Genomic DNA, 23028 nt, shown 5'->3' on the forward strand with positions numbered 1-23028 from the left:
AGTGTGGATGAATAACTGGAAACTGATTCTGCCGCTTATGATGAGCGGCAGTTTAATTGCTTGTACGTCAACTCAAACGACCACAGAGCCTGTTGAGCCAGAAACGCCAAAAGTTGAACAACCGGCGACGGTTGAACCAGAAGTGAAGCCAGAGGTTGAACCTAAGCCTGAGGTGAAACCTAAACCGGAAACAAAGCCTGAAAAGAAACCAGAACCAAAACCAGAAAAACCTGTGAAGGTGCAAAAAACACCTGATGGTATGCTGATTTTGGGTTCAGAAGAGTGGGTTTATGTGCCCGCGATTGACCAGACGTTTAAAGCGAGAGTCGATACCGGTGCAACAACGTCTTCAATCAGTGCGACGGAAATCGTGCCTTTTGAGCGTGATGGTAAAGATTGGGTTCAGTTTAAAATCGACATCAATGGTAAGACGAGCAAAGAGTTCAAAGTGCCTGTTGAGCGTTGGGCTAAGGTGAAGCAATCATCTTCTGATGAAGTAGATAAACGAGCTGTTGTTGTCGCTTATATCCAAGTTGGCGACTACAAAGAGAAGACGGAGTTTACTCTAGCGGACCGCGATCACATGAAGTTTCCAATTCTCTTAGGCCGAAGCTTCTTCAGAGATATCGCAGTTGTGGATGTGTCTAAAAAGTACATTCAAGACAAACCAACAAAGTCGACCAAAAAATAAGAGTTTTAATACGACAAAGGCCTCCAAAACGGAGGCCTTTTTATCTTACAGAGAAATCAGATTAGTCTGAATCAACACTAGAACGCGAAACGGGCAGACATTACGATCTGCTGACCATAAACACCGTTGTTTTTGAAATCTGCGCCTAAAGATAGCTGTTGTGTCGAGTGGAATCGAGCACCAACGTTGTAAATCGTATTGGCGTTGTCGTTATCCATGATTTGACCAAGGCGCGCGTGAAGTTCTAAATTTTGCATAAACCAAATGCGAGTACCAATGTTGACCTCTGTACGCCACTCATCGCCAACTTTATCGCTGCCGTGTTCTTTGATGTTATGTACCAACATCTGACCGTAAATATCAGCAAATTGACCAGCAGGGCCATTGAAACCAATACCACCAGCAACATCCCAGTCACCACTGAATTCACTGTCAGCGCGCGCAACAAAGTGGGTGTTTTCTGTAAAGTACGTAGTGAACTCGCCACCAAAAGTACCAGGGCTAGTGCCCATGCGAAATTCCATCATGTTGTAGTTGAAATTATTTGCATGTGCGGATAGTGGCAAAACAGCACACAAACCAATGGCTGCAACCTTTAGAGCTTTACCTAGCATGGCGTCTCCGGGCAAGATGATTAAAATGAACAAAAAAATGGTCTGCAAAAAGCAGACCAAGAATCGTAAAGCTATCATTTTAAGTGCTTGCCGTCATCTGTTAACAGACACAATTTCTTACATCATGCTGATATAAAGCGAAATTTGTGACTACCTTACATAATGACTAATTGCTCAACCTCGATTTCTGGCTTGTTGCCACCTTCGAACTCACCAAACAGGCGAACTTTGGTGGTTTGGTCAATCGGAGAATTTAGACGAATGTCATCGTCTAACTCGATCATAACTTCACCGGTTCCATCGCTAAAAATGAATGTATCAGCACGAACTTGGCGGAGTAAATTACCTTCTACTACTACGTCTTTCTCTGTGAACATATTGGAATCTTTCAATAGTGTATCTAACTTTTCGACGGTAACTGGGCCGCCAAATTGCACGTTAGATGGGGTTTGGCTGGGATCTTTTGCAAGTGCGATAGATGGGGCAATAGTCAATGCTGCAATTGTTGCGATAATTGTTTTTTTCATGATGTTTGATTCCTATGTGTGTTTGTTTTCGATGGTGCTATTAAAACAAACCGAGTTTGAACCAATGATGATTTCAACATTCATATTCCATTCATTTGCTTGAGTCAGGACTGACGATAACGTTATGATTGTTCATCTTCTTTTACTCCTTACAAATGTTCATGAAATCAGCAATTCCATCGTTAATGGTTCAAGGCACCACCTCGGATGCCGGAAAAAGTGTGCTTGTGGCAGGTTTATGCCGTGTATTAGCCAGAAAAGGGATAAATGTTGCCCCACTTAAGCCACAAAATATGGCGCTCAATAGTGCCGTAACCAAAGATGGCGGTGAAATTGGACGAGCTCAAGCGGTTCAAGCTCAGGCGTGTAACATTGAGCCAACTGTTCACATGAATCCGGTTTTGATTAAGCCAAATAGCGACACAGGTGCTCAGATCATTCTTCAAGGCAAGGCTTTGTCGAATATGGATGCCGCCAGTTTCCACGACTACAAAAAAGTGGCCATGAACACTGTGTTGGATTCGTTTTCCAAGCTGACTAAAGAGTTTGATTCGATCATGATCGAAGGTGCTGGTAGCCCAGCGGAAATCAACTTGAGAGAAGGCGATATCGCAAACATGGGGTTTGCGGAAGCAGCCGATGTGCCAGTGATCATTGTTGCGGATATTGATCGTGGCGGTGTGTTTGCGCATTTATACGGAACATTGGCGTTACTTTCTGAATCTGAACAGACGAGAGTAAAAGGGTTTGTCATTAATCGCTTTCGTGGCGATATTCGTTTGCTGCAATCAGGTCTGGATTGGCTAGAAGAAAAAACGGGTAAGCCTGTTTTAGGCGTGTTGCCATATCTGCACGGCTTGAACCTAGAAGCCGAAGACGCCATTACTGCACAGCAGGAGTTGAACTCTGAAGTTAAGTTAAATGTGGTTGTTCCGGTGTTAACGCGCATTAGCAATCATACTGACTTTGATGTTTTACGCTTAAATCCCGACATTAATCTTCGCTATGTTGGGAAAGGTGAGAAGATCGATAAAGCCGATCTCATCATTTTACCGGGAACGAAATCAGTACGAGACGATTTGGCATATCTAAAAAGCCAAGGTTGGGATAAAGACATTCTGCGCCACATTCGTTTAGGTGGAAAAGTAATGGGCATTTGTGGTGGCTACCAGATGCTTGGTAAAACGATTGATGATCCAGACGGTGTAGAAGGTGAACCGGGTTCAAGCGAAGGTTTGGGACTATTGAATGTTCATACCGTGCTGACTGGTAGTAAACAGCTCACCAAGACTGAAGCTGTGCTCAATCTCAATAACCAAAAAGCGAAGGTGAAAGGTTATGAGATTCATGTTGGTAGAAGTCGGGTACTTGACGAACAACCGCTTGAACTCGACAACGGAGAATGTGACGGTGCCATTAGTGAATGTGGCCAAGTTATGGGAACCTACTTGCACGGATGTTTTGATGAAGCGGAAGCGCTAAACCTCATTACTGAGTGGGTGAATGGCACTCAGGTCAAACAGCAAGATTTTGAAGTATTGAAAGAACAAGGTATTAACCGTATTGCGGATGCGATAGAACAACACATGAACCTTGACTTTCTGTTTAAATAACTCGTTAACCAAACGCTATCTTTAACCAAATTTTCTCTCGGCTCCTTATTAGAAAAACGGATCGGGCTGGGAACGCATTCATTTGGCTAGATAGAATTTTCGCTTGCCTTGTACGGAGTCACTTTATGAAAGCATGGAAAACGCATGCTTGCCTAGCGGCAATATTAAGCATTTCTTTCTCAACAAATGCAGCAACGGATCTGAAAGTTTATGCTGCGTCTTCGATGACGAATGCGATTGACGAAATCGCTCAAGATTTTAAAGAAAAGTATGACGTAACAGTTACGCCTGTGTATGGCGGCTCGTCTTCGATCGCACGACAAATTATCAATGGTGCTCCAGCCGATGTGTTTATTTCTGCAAACACGAAATGGATGGACTACTTGGTTGATGAAGGCGTTATAGATAGTGACAATGTCACTAATTTAGTGCGTAATAGCCTCGTTCTTATTGCACCTCAATCGTCAAGCATAGCCGTATTTAACTTCGCGGATGCAAAAGCTTGGGAAGCGGCGTTAAATGGCAGTCGCCTCGCATTGGGCAATCCTACGTCTGTGCCGGCAGGGATGTACGCGAAAGAATCACTGACTACACTGGGGGTATGGAAAGAGATTCAAACCAAAGTTGCACCAGCAAAAAATGTACGTCTTGCTTTGGCTTTAGTTGAGCGCGGAGAAGCTCCTTTAGGGGTGGTTTATAAGACCGATGCGCAGTTGACTAGCAAAGTGAAAATTGTTGGCGAGTTTGCGAGTGACACGCACGCGGCTATCGTTTATCCAGCGGCGGTAGTGAACGATTCAACGGAATCGAGACAATTCTTCCAGTATTTGAAATCGGAAGACGCGAAGCGAGTTTTTGCTCATTACGGTTTCCAACAATAATGCTGTTTTCAATAATAGGGACAAAGAGTGACAGAACTTGAATACCAAGCCCTAATGTTGAGCTTAAAAGTTGGCGCTTATGCGGTACTTTGGCTTATTCCTTTAGGTGTATTTCTTGCTTGGTTACTTTCTCGCAAAGAGTTCTTCGGCAAATCTATTTTAGATAGCTTGATTCATTTACCACTGGTGCTTCCACCAGTGGTGATTGGTTATTTGTTGTTAGTCTCGTTAGGGCGACAAGGCTTTTTAGGGCGTTGGCTCTATGAGCATTTAGGTTTGGTGTTTAGCTTCAATTGGAAAGGGGCAGTTGTCGCTTGTATTGTTGTCGCATTGCCTTTGATGGTTCGCTCTGTCCGGTTAAGTTTGGAGAGTGTGGACCCTAAACTGGAACACGCGGCATCCACGTTGGGCGCATCGCCTTTAAAAGTCTTTTTAACCATTACTTTGCCTCTGACGATTCCTGGGATCATCACGGGCACTATGCTGTCGTTTGCCCGCAGTCTGGGTGAGTTTGGCGCAACCATCAGTTTTGTGTCCAATATTCCCGGGGAGACACAAACCATTCCTCTCGCTATGTACAATTTTATTGAAACGCCGGGAGCGGAAATGGAAGCGGCACGTTTGTGTATCATTTCTATTGCACTCGCTTTATCGACGTTGATGATCTCCGAGTGGTTGAATCGTAAAGCGGCAAGCAGATTGGGAGCGAAGCGATGACGATTAAAATTCAATTCAAACAAACGCTTGGCGAAACTAATTTTGATATCGATCTTTCGTTACCACGTAACGAAATAAGTGCATTATTTGGACGTTCTGGAGCTGGTAAAACCACATTAATCAATGTGATTAGTGGGTTGGTGACGCCAAAACAGGGCAGAATTGCAATTGGCGATCACGTCTTGTTTGACAGTGAACATGGGATCAATTTACCAACGCATAAACGTAAAATCGGGTATGTATTCCAGGACTCGCGTTTATTTCCTCATTACTCTGTGCAGGGCAATCTTTTGTATGGGGTGAAGGAAAAGGATGACGCGTATTTTGATACCGTGACGGACTTGCTCTCCATCAAACCTCTTTTAAAGCGTGTTCCAATCTCACTCTCTGGCGGTGAAAAGCAACGTGTCGCTATTGCTCGTGCACTGTTATCGAAGCCGGATTTGTTGTTGATGGATGAACCTCTCGCATCACTGGATATGCCCAGAAAGCGTGAAGTCATGCCATTTCTGGAAGAGTTGTCAGACAAGGTGAATATTCCCATTATCTATGTAACGCATAGCCTACAAGAGATTTTGAGGCTTGCTCAGCATCTTGCGATTATAGATAAAGGACAAGTAACCACATCTGGCAAACTTGAAGAGGTTTGGGCTTCTCACGCAATGCGACCATGGCAATCATTCTCCGATCAAAGCAGTCTGTTTGAAGGAAAGATCGATGCACACCATTCGCAATATGCGCTGACTCGTGTGAAGCTGGCTCCAAACGCGTCACTCTGGGTTCAAAAGATTGATGGCGAGCCCGACACGCCAATTCGTTTACAGGTGCGTGCAAATGATGTCTCCATCGCTTTAGAGCAGCCGAAAGCAACGTCAATCCGAAATGTATTGCCTGCCGAAGTTCATTCGATAGAAGCGTTTAACGCGGGAGATGATAAGCAAAGTATTAACGTCTCTTTGCAGTTAGATGATGGATGCTATTTGTGGGCGACTATTACGCCATGGGCGCTTGATGACTTGAACTTGAAAGTGGGTGACAAGGTTTATGCTCAGGTGAAAGGTGTGAGTGTCACGCAGAGAGACGTTGCGCTAGCACCGCATTAAACCTATAAAAGAATTGACTTATTGCATGATCAAAAAAAGGCCGCGATGCGGCCTTAATTATTTGTATTCTAGCAATTATTTTGCAAATACTTCTTTGAATTCACGCTTAAGAATTGGGTCGCGACGTGCTTTCTTCAGTTGCTTAACCATGTCTTTAACACAGTTATGAAGAACGTTATCAAGCAGTTGCGAACGGTACTCTTCTTTATCTTCATCTGTCATGTTTTCTGGCAGATTCAGAGTTGGGAACTCTTCCATTACATTAATACCAGCAAACGCTTGGCCTACTGATACTAGAGCATGGAACTGCTCGAAGTTATCTAGAATGTTTTGCGCGCTTGCAGGCATTTCGTCCCAAGACGCACGTACAGCTTCTTCAGACACTTCATGGATAGAGGTAACCATTTCGAACATTTGCTCTGGAACTTCGTCAAATTCGATAACTTTGCGTAGTTCTGGAGAAATGGTTTCTAGATTAATTTTTTTGCTTTCGTTGTTAGTTGCTTCTGACATGGTGTGTCTCTCGTTACAAAAGGCGGGAATAGTAATACCAAATGCATCAAATAGCTACCATAAGAACCATTTGAATTCGTGACAAATCGACAAAAAATATAGCACTTAATTCTTAGCGTAATGCAACAAGTCTATGAGTATGGTATATGTTTAATAAAGACAAATAAAAATGGAACGCGTTATGCAGCCTACAGGGACATCAATGCGTATTCTTCTGGTTGATGATGTTCAACTAGACAGAATGCAGTTGGCTATTCGTCTTAAACAGCTTGGACATATCGTCAAAGCCGTCGGTAGCGGTATAGAAGCTTTAAATACTTACGAGAGCTTTGATCCCGAACTGGTACTGCTTGATATTTCCATGCCTGAAATGAACGGTTTTGAAGTCTCCCTCCATGTTCGAGAAACTTTTCCAGACTGGATTCCTATTATTTTCTTAAGTAGTCATGAAGAACCTGAAATGATTGCGAAAGCGATCGATGCGGGCGGCGATGACTATTTGATTAAGCCAGTTGACAAACTCGTCCTGAACTCCAAACTCATAGCGATGCAGCGTATCGCGCATATGCGTCGAGAACTCAAACAAGCAACAGCCCAACTAGAGCAAGTCAACCAACTTCTCACTCAACAAGCCAACGAGGATGGACTGACCAAGCTTTTCAACCGCCGTTACATTGATCAAAAGTTAGATTCAATGGTGGCGTGGCATGGAAGGCACCATATGCCGATGGCGATGATACTGTTGGATGTCGATTTCTTTAAGCCATTTAATGATAACTATGGACACATAGAAGGTGACCGCTGTTTACAAGCGATTGCCAACCAGCTTAAAGCAACATTCTGTCGTTCTGGTGAATATGTTGGTCGTTATGGCGGAGAAGAGTTTGTGGTTTTACTCAGTAGCACGGACGCGCAAACGGCAGAAAGGGAAGCAGAGCGCATTCAAGAAGCGATGTACTTCCTTGATTATCAGCATGAGTTCTCAAGCGTTGCAAATAGAGTGACAGTGTCACAGGGGGTGTTTGTGTTCCAACCCACTGGAAAAGAGAATCAAGCAGATTTGTATGCCACGGCAGATAGGGCGCTTTATACTTCAAAATCGTTAGGTCGCAATACTTATACAATGGTAAACGCAAGTTGAAACAAGCTGTTATCAACAGTTATGCTATAGCTACACTGTCACTTTTTCCCGCGGCTTCACAAGCCGAAACGCTTAATGATTTAATAGTCAAAGAATTTGAGTACAACTTTGCATTGAGTGTGGTTTTAACTGACACCGATGTATTTACATTTGGGTTTCATGATTTCGACCCTAACCAATACTTCAACTTAAGTAACGAAGATATTGGGACGGCAGACTCTTTGGATCTGCGCAAAGAGATCAAAGAATTCACGTTACCTTACAGCTTTGACCTTGCCGAAAACGAAACTGAGAAACTAACGTATCGTTTTAATGGACGCTTTTATCTGCTGGGCATTGATCAAGATGTTTACTTCAATGAAGAACCTATTCCAGATCGAAGTAAAGAGCAGTTTATCGGTGGGTACAACGAGTTTGAAGTGGAAAAGCAGCTCACAGAACACTTTAGCTTAAGTGGTGCGCTAGGGGCTCACCTCATACATTATAAAACGGACTATACCTACCGAAGTGATGCAATTACGGCACTCCAACCTATCTTGGATGGTGCATTGATAAATACCAGCGCTTGGGCTTTGCTCGGACAGCTTAACGCCAAGTTAAAATACCTTGAGCAAGAATCATGGGGTAAATGGTATCTCTGGACATCGCCACATTACTTCTATGGAACCGGATGGGGTGAGGCAAATAACGGGAATGTAGGAAAGCCGGAAGGTTGGTATTGGGTAAATGGTGTCAAAGTCTTCTACGACGTCGCTCATATTGGTACGACAGTTCAATCTTTCTATACCAGCTTTAGTCGAATCGATATTGGTGGCGATACGAGCGATCCGCTAAATACTACGAATTATTATGAAGGAAGTATTGGATGGTTGATGACTCCACCGTTTGAGTCCGATTGGATAGACAATATTGGTATCGGTTTAACCATCAATTATGGTAGTGATCTGAAAGGTGGTAGTTTGGTTCTGTTCTTTAATCAGGATTGACGATACTTGCCGTTGAACTGTCTAAACAAAACGACCGCACTTATTTGAGTGCGGTCGTTGTATTTCTTTATGTGATTAGTTCTGATTCACTCTGGTGCAATTTCGACCTGCTTTTTTAGCTTTATACAATGCCGCATCCGCCAGTTTGATGACTTCAGCAGGTTCTCTTCCGTTTCTACTGTCTGCAGCACCAAAGCTCGCCGTGACGAACACCGATTCTCTTTGCATGTCTTCGGTACCTCGGTTTTGCTGGCCTTGCTTGTGATCGTCAGGGCGAGAGGCTTTGTCGCGGAGGATCATTTCATATTCAGCGATAGCTTTACGAGCTTCTTCTATGTATTGGCGACAATCTTCAACGTTTTTTCCCTTGAAGACCATGGTGAACTCTTCGCCGCCGAAGCGATAGACCTTTGCACCACCACGTGTTTTCATCAATCTTGAAGCCACCATTTTTAGCACATCATCGCCGATGTCATGCCCGTACGTGTCGTTAAATTTCTTGAAGTGGTCGACATCGAGCATTGCAATTGTGAATTTTCTGCCCATGTGTTTTAGATCTAAATCTAATGCTCTGCGGCTTGGAATCTGCGTTAGGCTGTCAGTAAAAGCAAGTTGGTGACTCGCCGAGGTCGAATAGATGATGATGAGCAGACCAGTAAGCGTAAACATGGTGCTGGAAATGTACTGCACATCAAAGAAGATGAATGTTGCGGAAGCCAAAGCCATTGCAGAATAGGTCATCGCATGGATGATTTTGTTGGTTTTCAGCAGCAGAATACCGAGAAAGCACACAATACCAACACAATACAAAACAAGAATAAATGGCAGCTTAGATACGCTAGGCACAATGAACAAAATGCCGCTGGTCCATTGCTCAAAGCCACCATCAACGTAATAAGCCAAGATGATGTAGGACCACAAGATGAACATCACCAGCATCAAAACATAGATGAACATGGCTTTTGAATCGAATCCATCTTTGTTGAACAGAAAGACCGTCAAAAAGGAGACAGGAAGCAGGGTAGCGAGAATCGTGAGTTCTAATAACGCGGTTCCGCTGTTTAGAGGGACTTGCAATCGATGCTGAATAACAAAGTATGCCACCAACATGGATAAGCAGACCATTGACTCTCTGCCTTGCTTAAAGGAGTAGCAAAGCACGAGCGCACAACCTAGCAAGATATAAGGTAGGTTTGCAGCAATACCCCAGTTGGATTGAGTCATCTGAATGATGTTGCCCATACCAACACTCACCATACCTAATAGTGCGATCGGGAATAAAAATCTAAAGCCTGATGACGTCATTAAAGATGAGGACATTTATTAAAAACTGCCTGCAAATAGTTGATTATATCTAGTATGTTACGTTAAGCATTCAATCAATACTGAGTAAGGTGAGTATTTGATTTTCCAGCTTTTTGATTTAAGAAGAATACGTGTATTTACGTATTTTCCCAAGTATTTTGGCTCGCATCGCAACAAAAAGAGAGAGATTGATTAAATTAAGAGCAATCAATGAGTTGTTCAAAACGACCGGCTGCTATACTTGTTCACAATGAACATAGGAGAATCATCAATGCAGATCAGTTCTGACGTACATAACTATATGGAAACCCTCGTTGGTCAAGTGCTAAGTTCAGACCAATACACTTCTCAATTCGATAACGAGCAGTTGGCAGATATTGCCTGTCTCGCGCTGATTCAGCTTAAACCTGTTTATATTCGTCATGATATTGATTTTCTTTCTGCACTACCGGAAAGAAAACTCACTCAGTTCAAGCAAAGCGTGGATGTCGCGGTACACAATGCTGCCGCTATGATTTTAGAAGACAGGCGTAAGAATCGCGATAATGATGTGCCTGTCATTTTCTCTCATACCGGTTATGATGATGACAAAGAGCTGGATTGGTTTGAGAAACCAATCTTAAACGTCAACATTAGGTGATTGGCGTTTGCGCAGAACCGAAACAATAGAGTAATCGTACCCAAGGAGGAATCGTGGGATTCTTTTCACGCTTGTTTGGTGGCAGTGAAAAAACTGCTGAAGTAAAAACGGTAGAGCCTGTCGAATACAAAGGCTTTCTGATCTATCAAGAGAGCATTTCAGAAGGCGGTCAATACAGAATCGCAGGGCGCATTGAAAAGTCCTACGATGGAGAAGTCAAAACGCATCGTTTCATCCGCTCTGATTTGCTCGCCTCTGAGGGAGATGCAAACGAGCTGATGTTGAAGAAATCTCAAATGTTTATCGATCAAATGGGCGACAAAATCTTCGATTAACAATTCGCTGCAACTTGATACGAATCATCTTAACGAGGGCCATTAGTGTATATGCTGATGGCTCTTTCTTTTTTTAGCTTAAATGTCTGTTAACTAAGTAGTTACGACGATCTGGTTAGACCTCGGTCTTGTGTGACAAAGCGTTGTTATTTTTCATGGTCAAGGCGAGAATCTTTGATTACTTAGCGTTATATGTAATGAAATTTAGTATTTAAATTACAAAACACTTGAAGTCATAACCCACGTTCGATACAAACAGAATAATAACAGGGCTGTTAGTCAAGGTGTTATTGTGCAAATGGGTGGCCCCAAACACCATCTTTCGTTTGCAATTGTCTTGCGTGGTAAACAGATAGAAATAAAAAAGAATTAGAGTAGAGCACAGCTCTGTTTTGGGACTAATTTATTGATATGTATACAAGGAGTATGCGTTTTGCAAATCGGTGTACCTAGAGAGATACTCGCGGGTGAATCGCGAGTGGCTGCATCGCCGAAGTCGGTTGAGCAGTTAATTAAATTGGGATTCGACGTCGTTATCGAATCTCAAGCGGGGGTGCTAGCAAGTTTCGATGATGCTGCTTATGAAGCTGCTGGAGCGAAAGTCGTTTCTAGTGACGAAGTATGGGCATCTGGTCTTATCTTAAAAGTGAATGCGCCAATCGTAGATGAAGAAAAAGGCATCGACGAAATCGCGTTACTACAAGATGGTGCAACACTTGTTAGCTTTATTTGGCCAGCTCAAAACGCAGAGTTGATGGAACAACTATCAAGTAAGAATATTAACGTTCTTGCTATGGATTCTGTTCCTCGAATCTCTCGTGCACAAGCCTTGGATGCACTTTCTTCAATGGCTAACATTGCCGGTTACCGCGCGGTAGTTGAAGCGGCACATGAGTTTGGTCGCTTCTTTACCGGTCAAATTACGGCTGCAGGTAAAGTGCCACCAGCGAAAGTTTTGGTTGCTGGTGCAGGTGTAGCGGGTTTGGCTGCAATCGGTGCTGCTGGCAGTCTTGGCGCTATCGTTCGTGCGTTTGACGTTCGTCCAGAAGTAAAAGAACAAGTTGAGTCGATGGGTGCGGAGTTCCTGACCGTGGATTTCCAAGAAGACTCTGGTTCTGGTGACGGCTACGCAAAAGAAATGTCTGATGACTTCAATAAGAAAGCGGCAGAGCTATATGCAGAGCAAGCTAAAGACGTTGATATCATCATTACAACTGCATTAATCCCGGGCAGACCTGCTCCGAAGTTGATCACCAAAGAAATGGTCGATAGCATGAAAGCGGGTAGTGTGATTGTTGACTTGGCAGCCGCTAATGGTGGTAACTGTGAATACACAGTGAAAGACCAAGTTATCATGACAGACAACGGCGTTAAAATTGTTGGTTACACCGACATGGTCGGCCGTTTGCCAACGCAATCTTCCCAGCTTTACGCAACCAACCTTGTAAACCTTCTTAAACTGCTTTGTAAAGAAAAAGACGGCAACATCAATATTGATTTCGAAGATGTGGTTCTTCGTGGTGTTACTGTTATTAAAGAAGGTGAAATCACTTGGCCTGCGCCACCAATTCAAGTATCGGCTCAGCCTCAAGCTAAGCAAGCTCAACCCGTTAAGAAAGAGCCAAAAGTTGAAGAACCAACTTCTCCGACTAAAAAGTTGATTGGTCTTGTTGCAGCCGTTGGCGCATTTGCTTGGATTGCATCGGTAGCACCTGCTGCGTTCCTTTCTCACTTTACCGTATTTGTTCTTGCGTGTGTGGTGGGTTACTACGTAGTTTGGAACGTAACACATGCTCTGCATACGCCACTAATGTCTGTAACGAATGCTATCTCGGGCATTATTGTGGTTGGAGCGTTGTTGCAAATCGGACAAGGAAACGGCGTTGTGTCATTCCTATCCTTTATTGCCGTATTGATTGCAAGTATCAATATATTTGGTGGTTTCACCGTAACCAAGCGCATGCTTGAAATGTTCCGAAAAGATAAATAAGGAGTCACAATGTCTGCAGGATTAGTACAAGCAGCTTACATTGTTGCTGCATTATTTTTCATCATGAGTTTGGCGGGACTGTCTAAGCAAGAGTCCGCACGTAACGGTAACTACTACGGTATCGCGGGTATGGCGATCGCGTTGATCGCAACGATCTTTAGCCCAGATGCTCAAGGGTTTGGTTGGATCATTATCGCGATGGCGATCGGTGGTGCGATCGGTATTTTCTACGCCAAGAAAGTAGAGATGACCGAAATGCCAGAACTGGTTGCTATTCTACATAGCTTTGTAGGTTTGGCGGCGGTACTTGTTGGTTACAATAGCTACTTAGACGCACCAGAAGCTGCAACGCATGCAGAGCATGTTATCCACCTTGTCGAAGTTTTCCTTGGTGTATTCATTGGTGCTGTAACGTTCACAGGTTCTATTGTTGCGTTTGGTAAGTTACGTGGTGTGATTTCATCGTCTCCACTGAACCTTCCTCACAAGCACAAAATGAATCTGGCTGCGATCGTAGTTTCAACGCTTCTAATGATCTACTTCGTAAAAGCAGATGGCAGCATGTTCGCGCTTATCGTGATGACGTTAATTGCGTTCGCGTTTGGTTACCACCTAGTCGCATCCATTGGTGGTGCGGATATGCCAGTAGTCGTTTCAATGCTGAACTCTTACTCTGGTTGGGCAGCGGCAGCAGCAGGTTTCATGCTTGCAAATGACCTATTGATCGTAACAGGTGCTTTGGTTGGTTCTTCAGGTGCAATTCTGTCATACATCATGTGTAAAGCGATGAACCGCTCGTTTATCAGTGTTATTGCTGGTGGTTTTGGTCAAGAGATTATCATTTCAAGTGATGAAGAGCAGGGCGAACACCGTGAAACCACTGCTGAAGAAGTGGCTGAAATGCTGAAAAACTCGAAGTCAGTAATCATCACTCCGGGATACGGCATGGCAGTAGCGCAAGCGCAGTACCCGGTGCATGAAATTACTGATGCACTTCGTTCACAAGGTATTGAAGTTCGTTTTGGTATTCACCCTGTCGCGGGTCGTCTGCCTGGTCACATGAACGTGCTACTTGCAGAAGCGAAAGTACCATACGACATCGTTCTGGAGATGGACGAAATCAATGATGATTTCTCAGAAACAGATACGGTTCTGGTTATTGGTGCGAACGACACTGTAAACCCAGCAGCGCTAGAAGATCCGAACAGTCCAATTGCAGGTATGCCTGTATTGGAAGTGTGGAACGCGAAAAACGTCATCGTATTCAAGCGTTCAATGAATACTGGTTACGCGGGCGTTCAGAACCCACTGTTCTTTAAAGAAAACACTTCGATGCTGTTTGGCGACGCTAAAGAAAGCGTAGAGGCGATTTTTAAAGCGTTGTAATCGAAATTGTTTTAAAACTATACAGGGTCAGCACTTGCTGGCCCTTTTTTGTTCCGTTTCAATGTTATAGTAATGCAAATCCTTAAGTTAGCTAATGTCAATTGCTTGTAGATTGATGTATAGTTTTCGCTAATGAAACAAGTAACGGTAACAGTTTGATTAAACAGTTTTTGCTCGGTTTTGCATCAATATTGCCACTATTCTCGGCACCTGCATTATCCGATTCACTACCAGAACGCATAGATACGTTTACAGAGCTATTTAACTATGAAGTGGCTCTTAAATCGTATGATATACGCATTCTGCAATCAAATTACCCTACGAAGTTACTTTCACCTGATTCGTTGCTTCCTCAAACTTCTGACTATCCTTTGAAGGATATTCAGCAGCTCTACAGCTTGGCGAATACATGTCGAGGGAAATTACCTCTCAGCCCTCTAATTACTGAACCTCTAGTATTTACTCGTGCTATTTGTAAGGGCACGCAATTAACGCCGCGTTGGTTCTCGCGTAGTGGATTAATTCACCCAGGTGGCGGTACTTACGCGGCGCGCTATGTTGAAAAGTATCCTGAGTTGCGTCCTAAACTTGCTCAGTACATGCACATTAAAGAGCGTGACAACGAAGAAGGTGACGAGCTACTAGAAAGCTTGCAAAATATGGACGATGACGCCATTAATGCTCTAATTGCAGGAGCAAGTATGTTTATTGAAGGCAAGGAAATGTGGCTTCGTCGTGGCGACCGTTACTTCGTATTTTCCAAAGACGTTTGGCAAGAAAACGTCGCGAATGCGGGTCTTTCTTATACATTAGCGTCACAAAGCAAAAGCTGTTTCGTAAAACGAGGCAACATATGTTGGGATGTAGAAGATCACTCGCAAGTATTGCGGATCAGCATGATCATCCTTGTCATTGCAAACATCTTGCTTGTCATTGGCTGGGCGGTGTACCGTTGGAATAGTAAGCGTGAAGAACTTCGTAGCCGTATGCTGGTCTTACAGATCTTAACGCATGAGCTTCGAACGCCAATTGCTTCACTATCGCTAACCGTCGAAGGATTTAGACGAGAATTTGAGCACTTACCTGAAAGTGTGTATGACGAATTCCGAAGATTATGTGAAGATACTCGCCGATTGCGTCAATTGGCGGAGGCAAGTAAAGATTATTTGCAATCTGATAACCAAATGCTTGCAACAGATTGGGTTCCATCTGTAGCAGAATGGCTAGAATATAAGATTGAAGAAGAATTTGATAACGCTGTGCTTTTCAACATCAACGAAGATGTAGCGGCAAAAGTTAACGTTTACTGGCTTGGAACATGTATCGATAACTTATTGCGAAACGCACTTAAGTATGGCGTTCCACCGGTTGAACTGAATGTTCAAACCAGTGAAGAAAAAATCGTATTCCAAGTCCGAGATGCCGGTGATTTGACTTCTAAAGACTGGGCAAATTTGAGAAAACCGTTCGTAAGTAAGAGCGGGCTAGGACTTGGATTAACAATCGTTGAATCTATGGTAGGCCGCATGGGCGGAAAAATGTCCCTAATGGGACCACCTACAACCTTTATATTGGAGATACCTTGTGAAACAGACACTGCTTCTCGTTGAGGACGATAAAAACTTGGCTGATGGCCTGTTAGTAAGCCTGGAACAAGCAGGATATGAGTGTTTACATGTGGAGCGTATTGCAGACGTCGAACCTCAGTGGAAAAAAGCGGATCTTGTCATCCTAGATCGCCAGCTACCTGACGGTGACTCCGTACAACATCTCCCTGAATGGAAGAAAATTAAAGACGTTCCAGTTATCTTGTTAACGGCTCTTGTTACCGTTAAAGATAAGGTAGCTGGTTTAGACTCTGGTGCAAATGACTATCTTACAAAACCGTTTGCAGAAGCTGAATTGTTCGCGCGTATTCGTGCTCAATTGCGTGCGCCTGACTCTGCTGATCAAGCTAATGCAGATAAAGTGATGACGAAAGATCTGGAGATCGATCGCGCAACACGTGAAGTTATCTTCAAAGGTGATTTGATCACGTTAACTCGTACTGAGTTTGATTTGCTTCTGTTCTTGGCGTCAAACCTAGGCCGCGTTTTTACTCGTGATGAACTACTAGACCATGTATGGGGGTACAACCATTTCCCTACAACACGTACTGTAGATACCCACGTACTTCAACTTCGTCAGAAATTGCCAGGCCTTGAAATCGAAACGCTTCGTGGCGTAGGCTACAAGATGAAAGCATAGTCGATAATGAAAACGCTACTCCCTGTAGTTCTCTCGTTAGCGTTAGTGAAACCAGTCCAAGCGATGGACTGGTTTCAAACCAATACGCCACTGACACAAGCTCATCAACACCTGCTTGAAGATGACCTCGCAGGGATGTTCAACTCGTTGGTTGAGTTATGGCAAACAGAGCCAAGCAAAGATCTAACTCCTCATCTCAATGACTTACTCGGTCAATCTCTTTCGAAAAATTGTGGAAAATCACTGACAGGTGTTACCTTGCCTGATTGGATCAGTGGCGTAAACGTGATTCGTCAAACTATCCAAAGTCCGGGGCGCGACACTTTCCGTTTGGTGATCAAACTTAGAGCGACAACAGATATTGAAGACATATCGTTTCGTCGTTGGGTCGATGAGTCTATCTCTGGTGACAGCTCTTTCAGTTATGAAGAGCAAGCTGATGGGACAGAAATTGCAAACGAACGCAGTTTTCTCAAGCGATACAACCTTACAGGTAAACTGGAAGCCGGTTTGTATCACTTGTCCGTTGTATCTAAAGATAAACAAGTTTACCGAACTTGGGTGATACTCGGAGACTCAAACTCCTCCCAATATGTACGCTGGACATCAAAAGAGAACTGGAAAGTAGAAAAGAGTGCACTTCGCAATCCTCATTGCCCATTACCTCAATTAGAAGTCGGTCTGTACGACTATGTGGATGGCCAGTATGAGCAGATGTGGAAGAAAACCTACGAATCTAATTACCCAAACTCACTTGAATTAGCTGGTGTACCAAACGATAGATATGTTTTAGCGGTAAGTATCAACAGTAGACGTTGGCAAGGAGACATAATTGTTGAGCAAGCTCAAACAATCAGCCGTACTTATGATCTTTCTCAGGAAGAATAATTAAAGAAATAACATTTGTGCCGATATAAGTTCAGGAAGAACTAAAAACACAAGTGTAGTATGAAAACCCAATTCAAAATTTTAGCCACCACCATTACAGCATCACTATTTGCGAATGTCGCTTCTGCTGCGACTTATGCTATTGAAGCACGTAGCGATGCAATGGGTGGTGTTGGTACCGTTTCTGCCTCATATCTGACCGCTCCATTTTTCAACCCTGCGTTGACTGCAATCTACCGCCGCAATGACGACGCGGGTATGATCATTCCAAGTTTCGGTATAAGTTATGACGATCAATATGATCTTATTGACGAAATCGAGCGCATTAGTAAGCTGACCGATGTCGATGAGATCAAAAAGTCCATGGACGCTATTGACGGCAAAAAAATGGATTTTGACTTAGGTGGTGTCGTTGCCGTTGGTATTCCAAATAAATTCTTATCAGCAACTGTCTACGGAAAACTCTACACAGAGTCATTTGTTCAACCTAATGTTGATACATCAGGTGTCGATCCACTGACAGACAGCTATGTTCAAGGTGTTTCGATTGGCGTAGCGGAGGCGGGGGTGTCTCTTGCCAAGTACACCAACTTTATGAATCAGCATCTTTCTTTTGGTATCACCCCAAAACTGCAGCGTATCTATACATATTCGTATGCGACCAGCTTTAAAAACTTTGATACCAAAGATCTCCGTGAACACGAAACTGCTGAAACTATGTTTAACTTAGATGCGGGTGCACTTTGGTTCTTCGGTCCATATCGTTTGGGTATCTCGGCTAAAAACTTGATTGGAAGAGACGTGAAAACCAAATCGTTCCAGTACAACACTGATACGATTCAGTCATACGAATACTGTATGAGACCTGTTTACACAGTAGGTGCGGGTATCGTTGCAGACTACTTTACCATGAGCGTCGACTACGACTTAAATGAAGAGAAACGCTTTTCCTCATTTGATGACAACACCCAAATGATTCGAGCTGGCTTCGAAATAGACATTTTGCGCCAAATGGCACTACGAGGTGGCTATATGAAAAACCTTGCGAGAAGTAATGATGAAGGGACGATTACGGCTGGTATAGGCTTATCGCCATTGAATCTGATTGAATTAGATATTGCTGCTAGATACACAAACGAAAATGCAATGGGCGCATCCATTAATTTCCTTGCGACCTATTAACTGAATCGTTATAGTCGGCTCCTCACATTGAGGAGCCTTTTTTATGTTTGACGATTTACCACCTATATCGCACAAAGAGCAGCAAGAAGCTGTAGAACGAATTCAAGAATTGATGGCAAAGGGCACAAGTACAGCCGAAGCGATCAAAATCGTGGCAGAGAAGATTCGCGCAGAATACGCAGCCAAACAACAAGACAGTTAATAGAAGAAGCAGGGCACAGACCCTGCTTTTTTTACCCCTTTCTTAATCCATTTCCCATCAAACAATTTAAGTCATACCGTTACCGCGTAACACGACCTTCTTAACTACAGCAGTAAAAGAGCTAACCATTTAGACGAAAGCAACAGGTAAAATTTTACCAATTCATCTTTATCCATAAACATGCTTCAGTGGTGATTTTATGGTTGTTCCGGTCAATCTTGGTTAAATCTGATATTAATCAGTGAGTTATCGTGGAGTTATTTGCTTTTCCAAGATTGATGAATAATTTGCATGTAATTAAATTACACAGTGGCCATTAAGAGGGATAATTAGCCAGTATAATGTGTTGAATTTTTCATTAAGATACAGTGTCACAAAATAAAATTGGAATTAGGTGCTTATATATACTTCCATACAAAGACAGTAAGTACTTGCAGACGGTGTGTCAGAACTGCTTATCCAGGGGCTATATCATTAAAATTGCGGCAGAGTTTTTGATGATCTTTAATCTAGATTTTCAGAGCGCTTAGAGGCAGGAGCCACTACGGACTTAGTTTTACAGCATCGGTTACTAGTCAACTTAAGTTACGGTGTAATGTTTAGTGAGAGGCTTTTGATGTTTTAGGGGGATATGTTCGAACAGCTGAGCTCTTAGAGATGGGGATTTGGATGTTTTCATTTAGATATCGGCAGGTAAGCCGATGTTTAGTGTGTTCGATAAGCTAGACTAAAAGTAGTACCATTCAAAATAGGAGAACGTAATGAGTTATGGACATATTTTGGTCGCGGTAGACCTTACTGATTCCAGCAAAAAAGTCATCGATAAAGCAGTTTCTTTAGCGAAAGATGAAAAAAGTAAGCTTTCCTTAGTCTATGTAGATGTCGATAAGATTATTCTAGAGTTGAAAGAAGAACGAAAGTTGCAGAATGCATTACAAAAGCTTGCTGACGAGTGTGATTACGAAGTCCATGACAGTAAGGTTGTGATTGGTGATCTTCACATCAAGCTCTCCGGAATTGCGAAGGAAGTAGGGATAGATCTCGTTGTATGTGGCCATCATCATAGCTTGTTGAGTCGTTTCTTTTCTTCTGTCCCCAAGCTTGCGAACGCCATAGAAGCTGATTTGCTAGTCGTGTACTTAGATGATTAAACAATGATGAGTAAAAGCCGAACCAAAGGCTAGTTCGGCTTACATCGTTTATCGAGTTAACGAGAATGGCTTTTTGGACAAAACAGAAACGGATTCAGCATTTGAAGCCATGTCAAAATGTACGTTAACTTGGACGCCTTCTCGCTCAAAAGTAACATCGTCAAAATCTGTCATGGCGATTTTGAACCCGTTCTTTGCAAAAAGGCCAGTAACCATGGTGCGCTGTTTAATTTCTAAAGCGGACGCCAGTAATTTATCCATAGCCAATATCCTTGTTTTTTATGAGGGTCACAAACACCATACCGCTCGCAGATTATGAAATCAATTGATTATTGGGCTGTACTAGATTTATGTTTTAGTCAAAGTCAATTGATGCACTATTTAACGTGATATGCATTCATTAGAAGCATTTCCGAGGATATGTTTTACCACGATCTCTGTGACGCAAAGCATCATTCCTCTATTGAGATAATTGAATTGACAATATCGTTAACATAATTTGTTACAAATTAACTTTGTTTTTGAGTGTTATTTGTCATTTTTCGGCAGACCTCAAATGAGTAAGTCCAACTGGATGTGACTCCGTAATTATAGTTACTTTTCCCCTAAGATCGCTGTGAGCTCTAACCTTATGAAAGATGAAATTTCGGCCAGCTTTCTCGGTAATGGATTTTGATAGGGGTAGGCGACATACATTGACTTTTCTGTGCTGTATGTATGGGTAACTTTTAAAAGTTCTTGATGACTACTGCCTTTTAACAGGTAGTTGGGTATTACGCCCAATCCCACACCTTGCTCAACAAAGTTCAATAAAATTGATGTATTATCGACCTCTATCACATCACAATAACTTTTTCTTATTTCCTCCTTATTCGAATGATTTTTATATATAAGAAGAGTGCTACTTTTTTCATTGCTGTTGTTAGAAATTAGAACATCATTATAATTCCCAACTTTATGCGCGATTAAATTATCATCAACAACATCATTTAGTCTTATTGAAATATCAACATTGCTTTCTAATAAATTCTCGACCTTATTACTAGACGAAATTTCAAAAATTACCGCAGGGTATCTCTCTTGTAATTTTTTCAAAATACTGCCGAAAATTGATGAAGCTATAGAGTTTGGCATTGTTATCTTGAATTTACCGCTAATACAGTCACTCAGTGATCTGGCTCTATAGTTTAGTTCTTGTAGCTTACTTAATGTTTCAAGAGCCAGAGGACTAATACTTTTCCCATGGTCAGTTAAGACGAGCTTTCGAGTCGTTCTATGCACCAATGTTACGCCTAAAGCAGTTTCAAGCATCGCGAGTTGACGACTGACTTGAGCCTTTGATTTTCCAAGTTCCTTAGCTGCTTCAGTTAAAGAGAGGTGTTTGCATATTGCCGCGAAGTTGATGAGTTCGCTATTGAGCCATTCCATGATTGTTACCTATCTGCAACTCTGAGTCACGTTGTCTTTTTGGAGGCTGAACAGTATAACTTGCATCAACGGAGGGGGAAAATGATATTTAAAAGTTACGAAGAAGTGGTTTCTGAATACCACTTGGAGCAGATTGTTAATAATATAAAAAATGGGATTATTAACGTTTCAGGCAGTGACGATATTAAATCTTTAGTCAACGATAGGAACTGTAAGGTTGACATTATATCAAAAATAACATCTTTGAATAAAAGTAAAGGTAGCATGTTAATTGAAGCGGCTTGCGTTATCCATAATGAAATTACTGTACCAAAAAATATAAATAAAATTATTTTAGTAATCGATGTTGCATTATCAAATTTAAGTACAAATTATGTTGAGGTTTATGAATATGAAAGTAATAAAACAAAATACGAAACAATTATCCTTGCCAGAAATAAGTTTTTCTAAGTTAGTTGTACAAACCATAAATTTTTATACTAGAGTATTTCGTGTGTTGTTTGGTGGTGAGTTAAGGCATCGGTACTCAAGAAAGCAAAACGTACGAACATCCGAAGCGCTAAGCGACCATATGAAAAGAGACCTTGGTTTGTGATACTTAAAGACTTAAGTCATAAATAAAACAACAGCTCAATAAGCCGAACCTGGGTCATGAGGTTCGGTTTTTACACCTCACCTGAGTTAGTTATGGAATGGATTTATGATGTTTATGAAGGGTTTATCTTTTTGGGTGTTTTCTTGCTGGTATTGCTGCTTGTAGGAGGTTATCGCAATGATTGATTCGATTTTTTCTTGGCTATGCTCTTATGAGTTTTCATTTTGGCATTTACCGCTTTGGTTTTTTGCTAGCGTTATTTATTACTTCCTTTGGGATTTGGTTATCGACCATTACAAACCTTACCCTTAGTACGCATTATATGTGTTATGTTAAATGAAGTGTAACCATACGTCAGATTCTTTCTACTTTGCTCTCCTATCTCTTTCAGATTTTAAATTTGAGTTAACTTTAGAGAGCTGATTAAACATAATCAGTATTTACCATAAAATAGCTAATATCGATCTATCAATCTGCGATTGCTTGTTCTTCAATTAGCTCATTGTTTATTGCAAATAAAAATGGCGTCAAATCATATAGACGCCATTTTTAGTTTATCTGAGATTTTAATGTCAGGAATTTAGCCACCGGCTAGTTTTACTGTCATGCCTTTCTTTTCAAGGTGCGTTTTGATCTTATCTCTTGCGTCACCTTGAATTTCGATGGTGCCATCTTTGACTGAACCGCCACAACCGCATACTTTTTTAAGCTCTGCAGCGAGCAGTTTCAAAGGCGCGTCGTCTAGGTCTAATCCTGAAACGATACAGACGCCTTTGCCTTTACGGCCTTTGGTTTGGCGCTGAATACGAACAATACCGTCGCCTTTAGGACGAGCTATTTTTTCTTCTTCCGGTTTAATGCGTCCGGTTTCTGTTGAATATACCAGGGTCATT

Annotated in this window: 25 protein-coding genes; 18 read left to right on the forward strand and 7 right to left on the reverse strand. The window is 42.3% G+C overall.

Annotation, left to right across the window (positions count from 1 at the left end):
* Nucleotides 1–7 precede the first annotated feature (7 nt).
* Nucleotides 8–691 carry a RimK/LysX family protein gene (locus tag NL646_RS01635; RefSeq protein ID WP_025558626.1) on the forward strand — a complete coding sequence of 228 codons (684 nt, stop codon included), beginning with the start codon at nucleotides 8–10 and terminating at the stop codon, nucleotides 689–691.
* Nucleotides 692–768: 77 nt separating this feature from the next.
* Here NL646_RS01635 and NL646_RS01640 read toward each other — a convergent pair whose 3' ends face one another.
* Nucleotides 769–1305, reverse strand: a complete 537-nt coding sequence (locus NL646_RS01640; protein ID WP_005460944.1) for a hypothetical protein — start codon at nucleotides 1303–1305, stop codon at nucleotides 769–771.
* A gap of 155 nt (nucleotides 1306–1460) precedes the next feature.
* Entirely contained in the window at nucleotides 1461–1832 is a 372-nt protein-coding gene (locus NL646_RS01645; RefSeq protein ID WP_021484658.1) for a YgiW/YdeI family stress tolerance OB fold protein, read from the reverse strand.
* A 161-nt stretch (nucleotides 1833–1993) separates the two neighbouring features.
* On the opposite strand from NL646_RS01645, the gene NL646_RS01650 reads away from it, so the two are divergent.
* From NL646_RS01650 to modC, 4 genes are all read left to right on the forward strand, one after another.
* On the forward strand, nucleotides 1994–3445 hold the full coding sequence (locus NL646_RS01650; protein WP_253663756.1) for a cobyric acid synthase: 1452 nt from the start codon (nucleotides 1994–1996) through the stop codon (nucleotides 3443–3445).
* Between the two features lie 125 nt (nucleotides 3446–3570).
* Nucleotides 3571–4326: a molybdate ABC transporter substrate-binding protein gene (modA, locus tag NL646_RS01655; RefSeq protein WP_005460922.1), complete on the forward strand. Its 756-nt coding sequence runs from the start codon at nucleotides 3571–3573 to the stop codon at nucleotides 4324–4326.
* A 27-nt stretch (nucleotides 4327–4353) separates the two neighbouring features.
* Complete coding sequence (gene modB / locus NL646_RS01660; protein WP_005460972.1) at nucleotides 4354–5043, forward strand: molybdate ABC transporter permease subunit; 690 nt, start codon at nucleotides 4354–4356, stop codon at nucleotides 5041–5043.
* Complete coding sequence (modC, locus tag NL646_RS01665; RefSeq protein WP_253663757.1) at nucleotides 5040–6146, forward strand: molybdenum ABC transporter ATP-binding protein ModC; 1107 nt, start codon at nucleotides 5040–5042, stop codon at nucleotides 6144–6146. The genes modB and modC overlap by 4 nt, the downstream gene beginning before the upstream one ends.
* Nucleotides 6147–6221: 75 nt before the next feature.
* On the opposite strand, the gene NL646_RS01670 is transcribed toward modC, so the two are convergent.
* Nucleotides 6222–6659 carry a DUF3069 domain-containing protein gene (locus NL646_RS01670; RefSeq protein WP_253663758.1) on the reverse strand — a complete coding sequence of 146 codons (438 nt, stop codon included), beginning with the start codon at nucleotides 6657–6659 and terminating at the stop codon, nucleotides 6222–6224.
* 181 nt (nucleotides 6660–6840) lie between these two features.
* Between NL646_RS01670 and NL646_RS01675 the strand changes: the two genes are divergently transcribed.
* On the forward strand, nucleotides 6841–7800 hold the full coding sequence (locus tag NL646_RS01675; RefSeq protein ID WP_005479359.1) for a diguanylate cyclase: 960 nt from the start codon (nucleotides 6841–6843) through the stop codon (nucleotides 7798–7800).
* Nucleotides 7797–8786 carry a Solitary outer membrane autotransporter beta-barrel domain gene (locus NL646_RS01680; RefSeq protein ID WP_015313249.1) on the forward strand — a complete coding sequence of 330 codons (990 nt, stop codon included), beginning with the start codon at nucleotides 7797–7799 and terminating at the stop codon, nucleotides 8784–8786. Before NL646_RS01675 ends, NL646_RS01680 begins: the two co-directional genes overlap by 4 nt.
* Nucleotides 8787–8861: 75 nt before the next feature.
* On the opposite strand, the gene NL646_RS01685 is transcribed toward NL646_RS01680, so the two are convergent.
* Nucleotides 8862–10106 carry a GGDEF domain-containing protein gene (locus NL646_RS01685; RefSeq protein ID WP_011106381.1) on the reverse strand — a complete coding sequence of 415 codons (1245 nt, stop codon included), beginning with the start codon at nucleotides 10104–10106 and terminating at the stop codon, nucleotides 8862–8864.
* Between the two features lie 256 nt (nucleotides 10107–10362).
* Here NL646_RS01685 and NL646_RS01690 point away from each other — a divergent pair, with 256 nt between their 5' ends.
* The 10 genes from NL646_RS01690 to NL646_RS01735 all read left to right on the forward strand — a co-directional run bounded on the left by NL646_RS01690 (nucleotide 10363) and on the right by NL646_RS01735 (nucleotide 20112).
* Nucleotides 10363–10731, forward strand: coding sequence for a late competence development ComFB family protein (locus tag NL646_RS01690; RefSeq protein WP_020835311.1), 369 nt, complete (start codon nucleotides 10363–10365; stop codon nucleotides 10729–10731).
* Nucleotides 10732–10784: 53 nt separating this feature from the next.
* Entirely contained in the window at nucleotides 10785–11066 is a 282-nt protein-coding gene (locus NL646_RS01695; RefSeq protein ID WP_005498884.1) for an HlyU family transcriptional regulator, read from the forward strand.
* 433 nt (nucleotides 11067–11499) lie between these two features.
* Nucleotides 11500–13056 (forward strand): Re/Si-specific NAD(P)(+) transhydrogenase subunit alpha, encoded by a 1557-nt coding sequence (locus tag NL646_RS01700; RefSeq protein ID WP_005461001.1) that lies wholly within the window; start codon nucleotides 11500–11502, stop codon nucleotides 13054–13056.
* 9 nt (nucleotides 13057–13065) lie between these two features.
* Nucleotides 13066–14442 (forward strand): Re/Si-specific NAD(P)(+) transhydrogenase subunit beta, encoded by a 1377-nt coding sequence (gene pntB / locus NL646_RS01705; RefSeq protein ID WP_005461042.1) that lies wholly within the window; start codon nucleotides 13066–13068, stop codon nucleotides 14440–14442.
* A 155-nt stretch (nucleotides 14443–14597) separates the two neighbouring features.
* Nucleotides 14598–16052 (forward strand): sensor histidine kinase VxrA, encoded by a 1455-nt coding sequence (gene vxrA, locus NL646_RS01710; RefSeq protein ID WP_015313246.1) that lies wholly within the window; start codon nucleotides 14598–14600, stop codon nucleotides 16050–16052.
* Nucleotides 16027–16689, forward strand: a complete 663-nt coding sequence (vxrB, locus tag NL646_RS01715; protein ID WP_005479407.1) for a response regulator transcription factor VxrB — start codon at nucleotides 16027–16029, stop codon at nucleotides 16687–16689. Before vxrA ends, vxrB begins: the two co-directional genes overlap by 26 nt.
* Before the next feature lie 6 nt (nucleotides 16690–16695).
* Nucleotides 16696–17577, forward strand: a complete 882-nt coding sequence (locus NL646_RS01720; RefSeq protein ID WP_005455351.1) for a DUF2861 family protein — start codon at nucleotides 16696–16698, stop codon at nucleotides 17575–17577.
* Between the two features lie 60 nt (nucleotides 17578–17637).
* The gene (locus NL646_RS01725; RefSeq protein WP_253663759.1) at nucleotides 17638–18759 is read left to right on the forward strand and encodes a conjugal transfer protein TraF; all 1122 of its coding nucleotides are present in this window, start codon (nucleotides 17638–17640) and stop codon (nucleotides 18757–18759) included.
* A gap of 43 nt (nucleotides 18760–18802) precedes the next feature.
* Entirely contained in the window at nucleotides 18803–18961 is a 159-nt protein-coding gene (locus NL646_RS01730; protein WP_076664419.1) for a YoaH family protein, read from the forward strand.
* Between the two features lie 761 nt (nucleotides 18962–19722).
* Nucleotides 19723–20112 (forward strand): universal stress protein, encoded by a 390-nt coding sequence (locus NL646_RS01735; RefSeq protein WP_005455301.1) that lies wholly within the window; start codon nucleotides 19723–19725, stop codon nucleotides 20110–20112.
* A 48-nt stretch (nucleotides 20113–20160) separates the two neighbouring features.
* Here the strand turns inward: NL646_RS01735 and NL646_RS01740 are convergent, their stop codons facing one another.
* Nucleotides 20161–20373: a hypothetical protein gene (locus NL646_RS01740; RefSeq protein ID WP_005479370.1), complete on the reverse strand. Its 213-nt coding sequence runs from the start codon at nucleotides 20371–20373 to the stop codon at nucleotides 20161–20163.
* Between the two features lie 333 nt (nucleotides 20374–20706).
* On the reverse strand, nucleotides 20707–21540 hold the full coding sequence (locus NL646_RS01745; protein ID WP_253663760.1) for a LysR family transcriptional regulator: 834 nt from the start codon (nucleotides 21538–21540) through the stop codon (nucleotides 20707–20709).
* A gap of 81 nt (nucleotides 21541–21621) precedes the next feature.
* On the opposite strand from NL646_RS01745, the gene NL646_RS01750 reads away from it, so the two are divergent.
* Nucleotides 21622–21990: a hypothetical protein gene (locus NL646_RS01750; RefSeq protein ID WP_021484665.1), complete on the forward strand. Its 369-nt coding sequence runs from the start codon at nucleotides 21622–21624 to the stop codon at nucleotides 21988–21990.
* A gap of 725 nt (nucleotides 21991–22715) precedes the next feature.
* Here NL646_RS01750 and yciH read toward each other — a convergent pair.
* Nucleotides 22716–23027, reverse strand: a complete 312-nt coding sequence (yciH, locus tag NL646_RS01755; protein ID WP_024701236.1) for a stress response translation initiation inhibitor YciH — start codon at nucleotides 23025–23027, stop codon at nucleotides 22716–22718.
* Nucleotide 23028: the final 1 nt, after the last annotated feature.

The organism is Vibrio sp. Y20_XG_PY13, assembly GCF_024181925.1.
GTDB lineage: Bacteria > Pseudomonadota > Gammaproteobacteria > Enterobacterales > Vibrionaceae > Vibrio > Vibrio parahaemolyticus.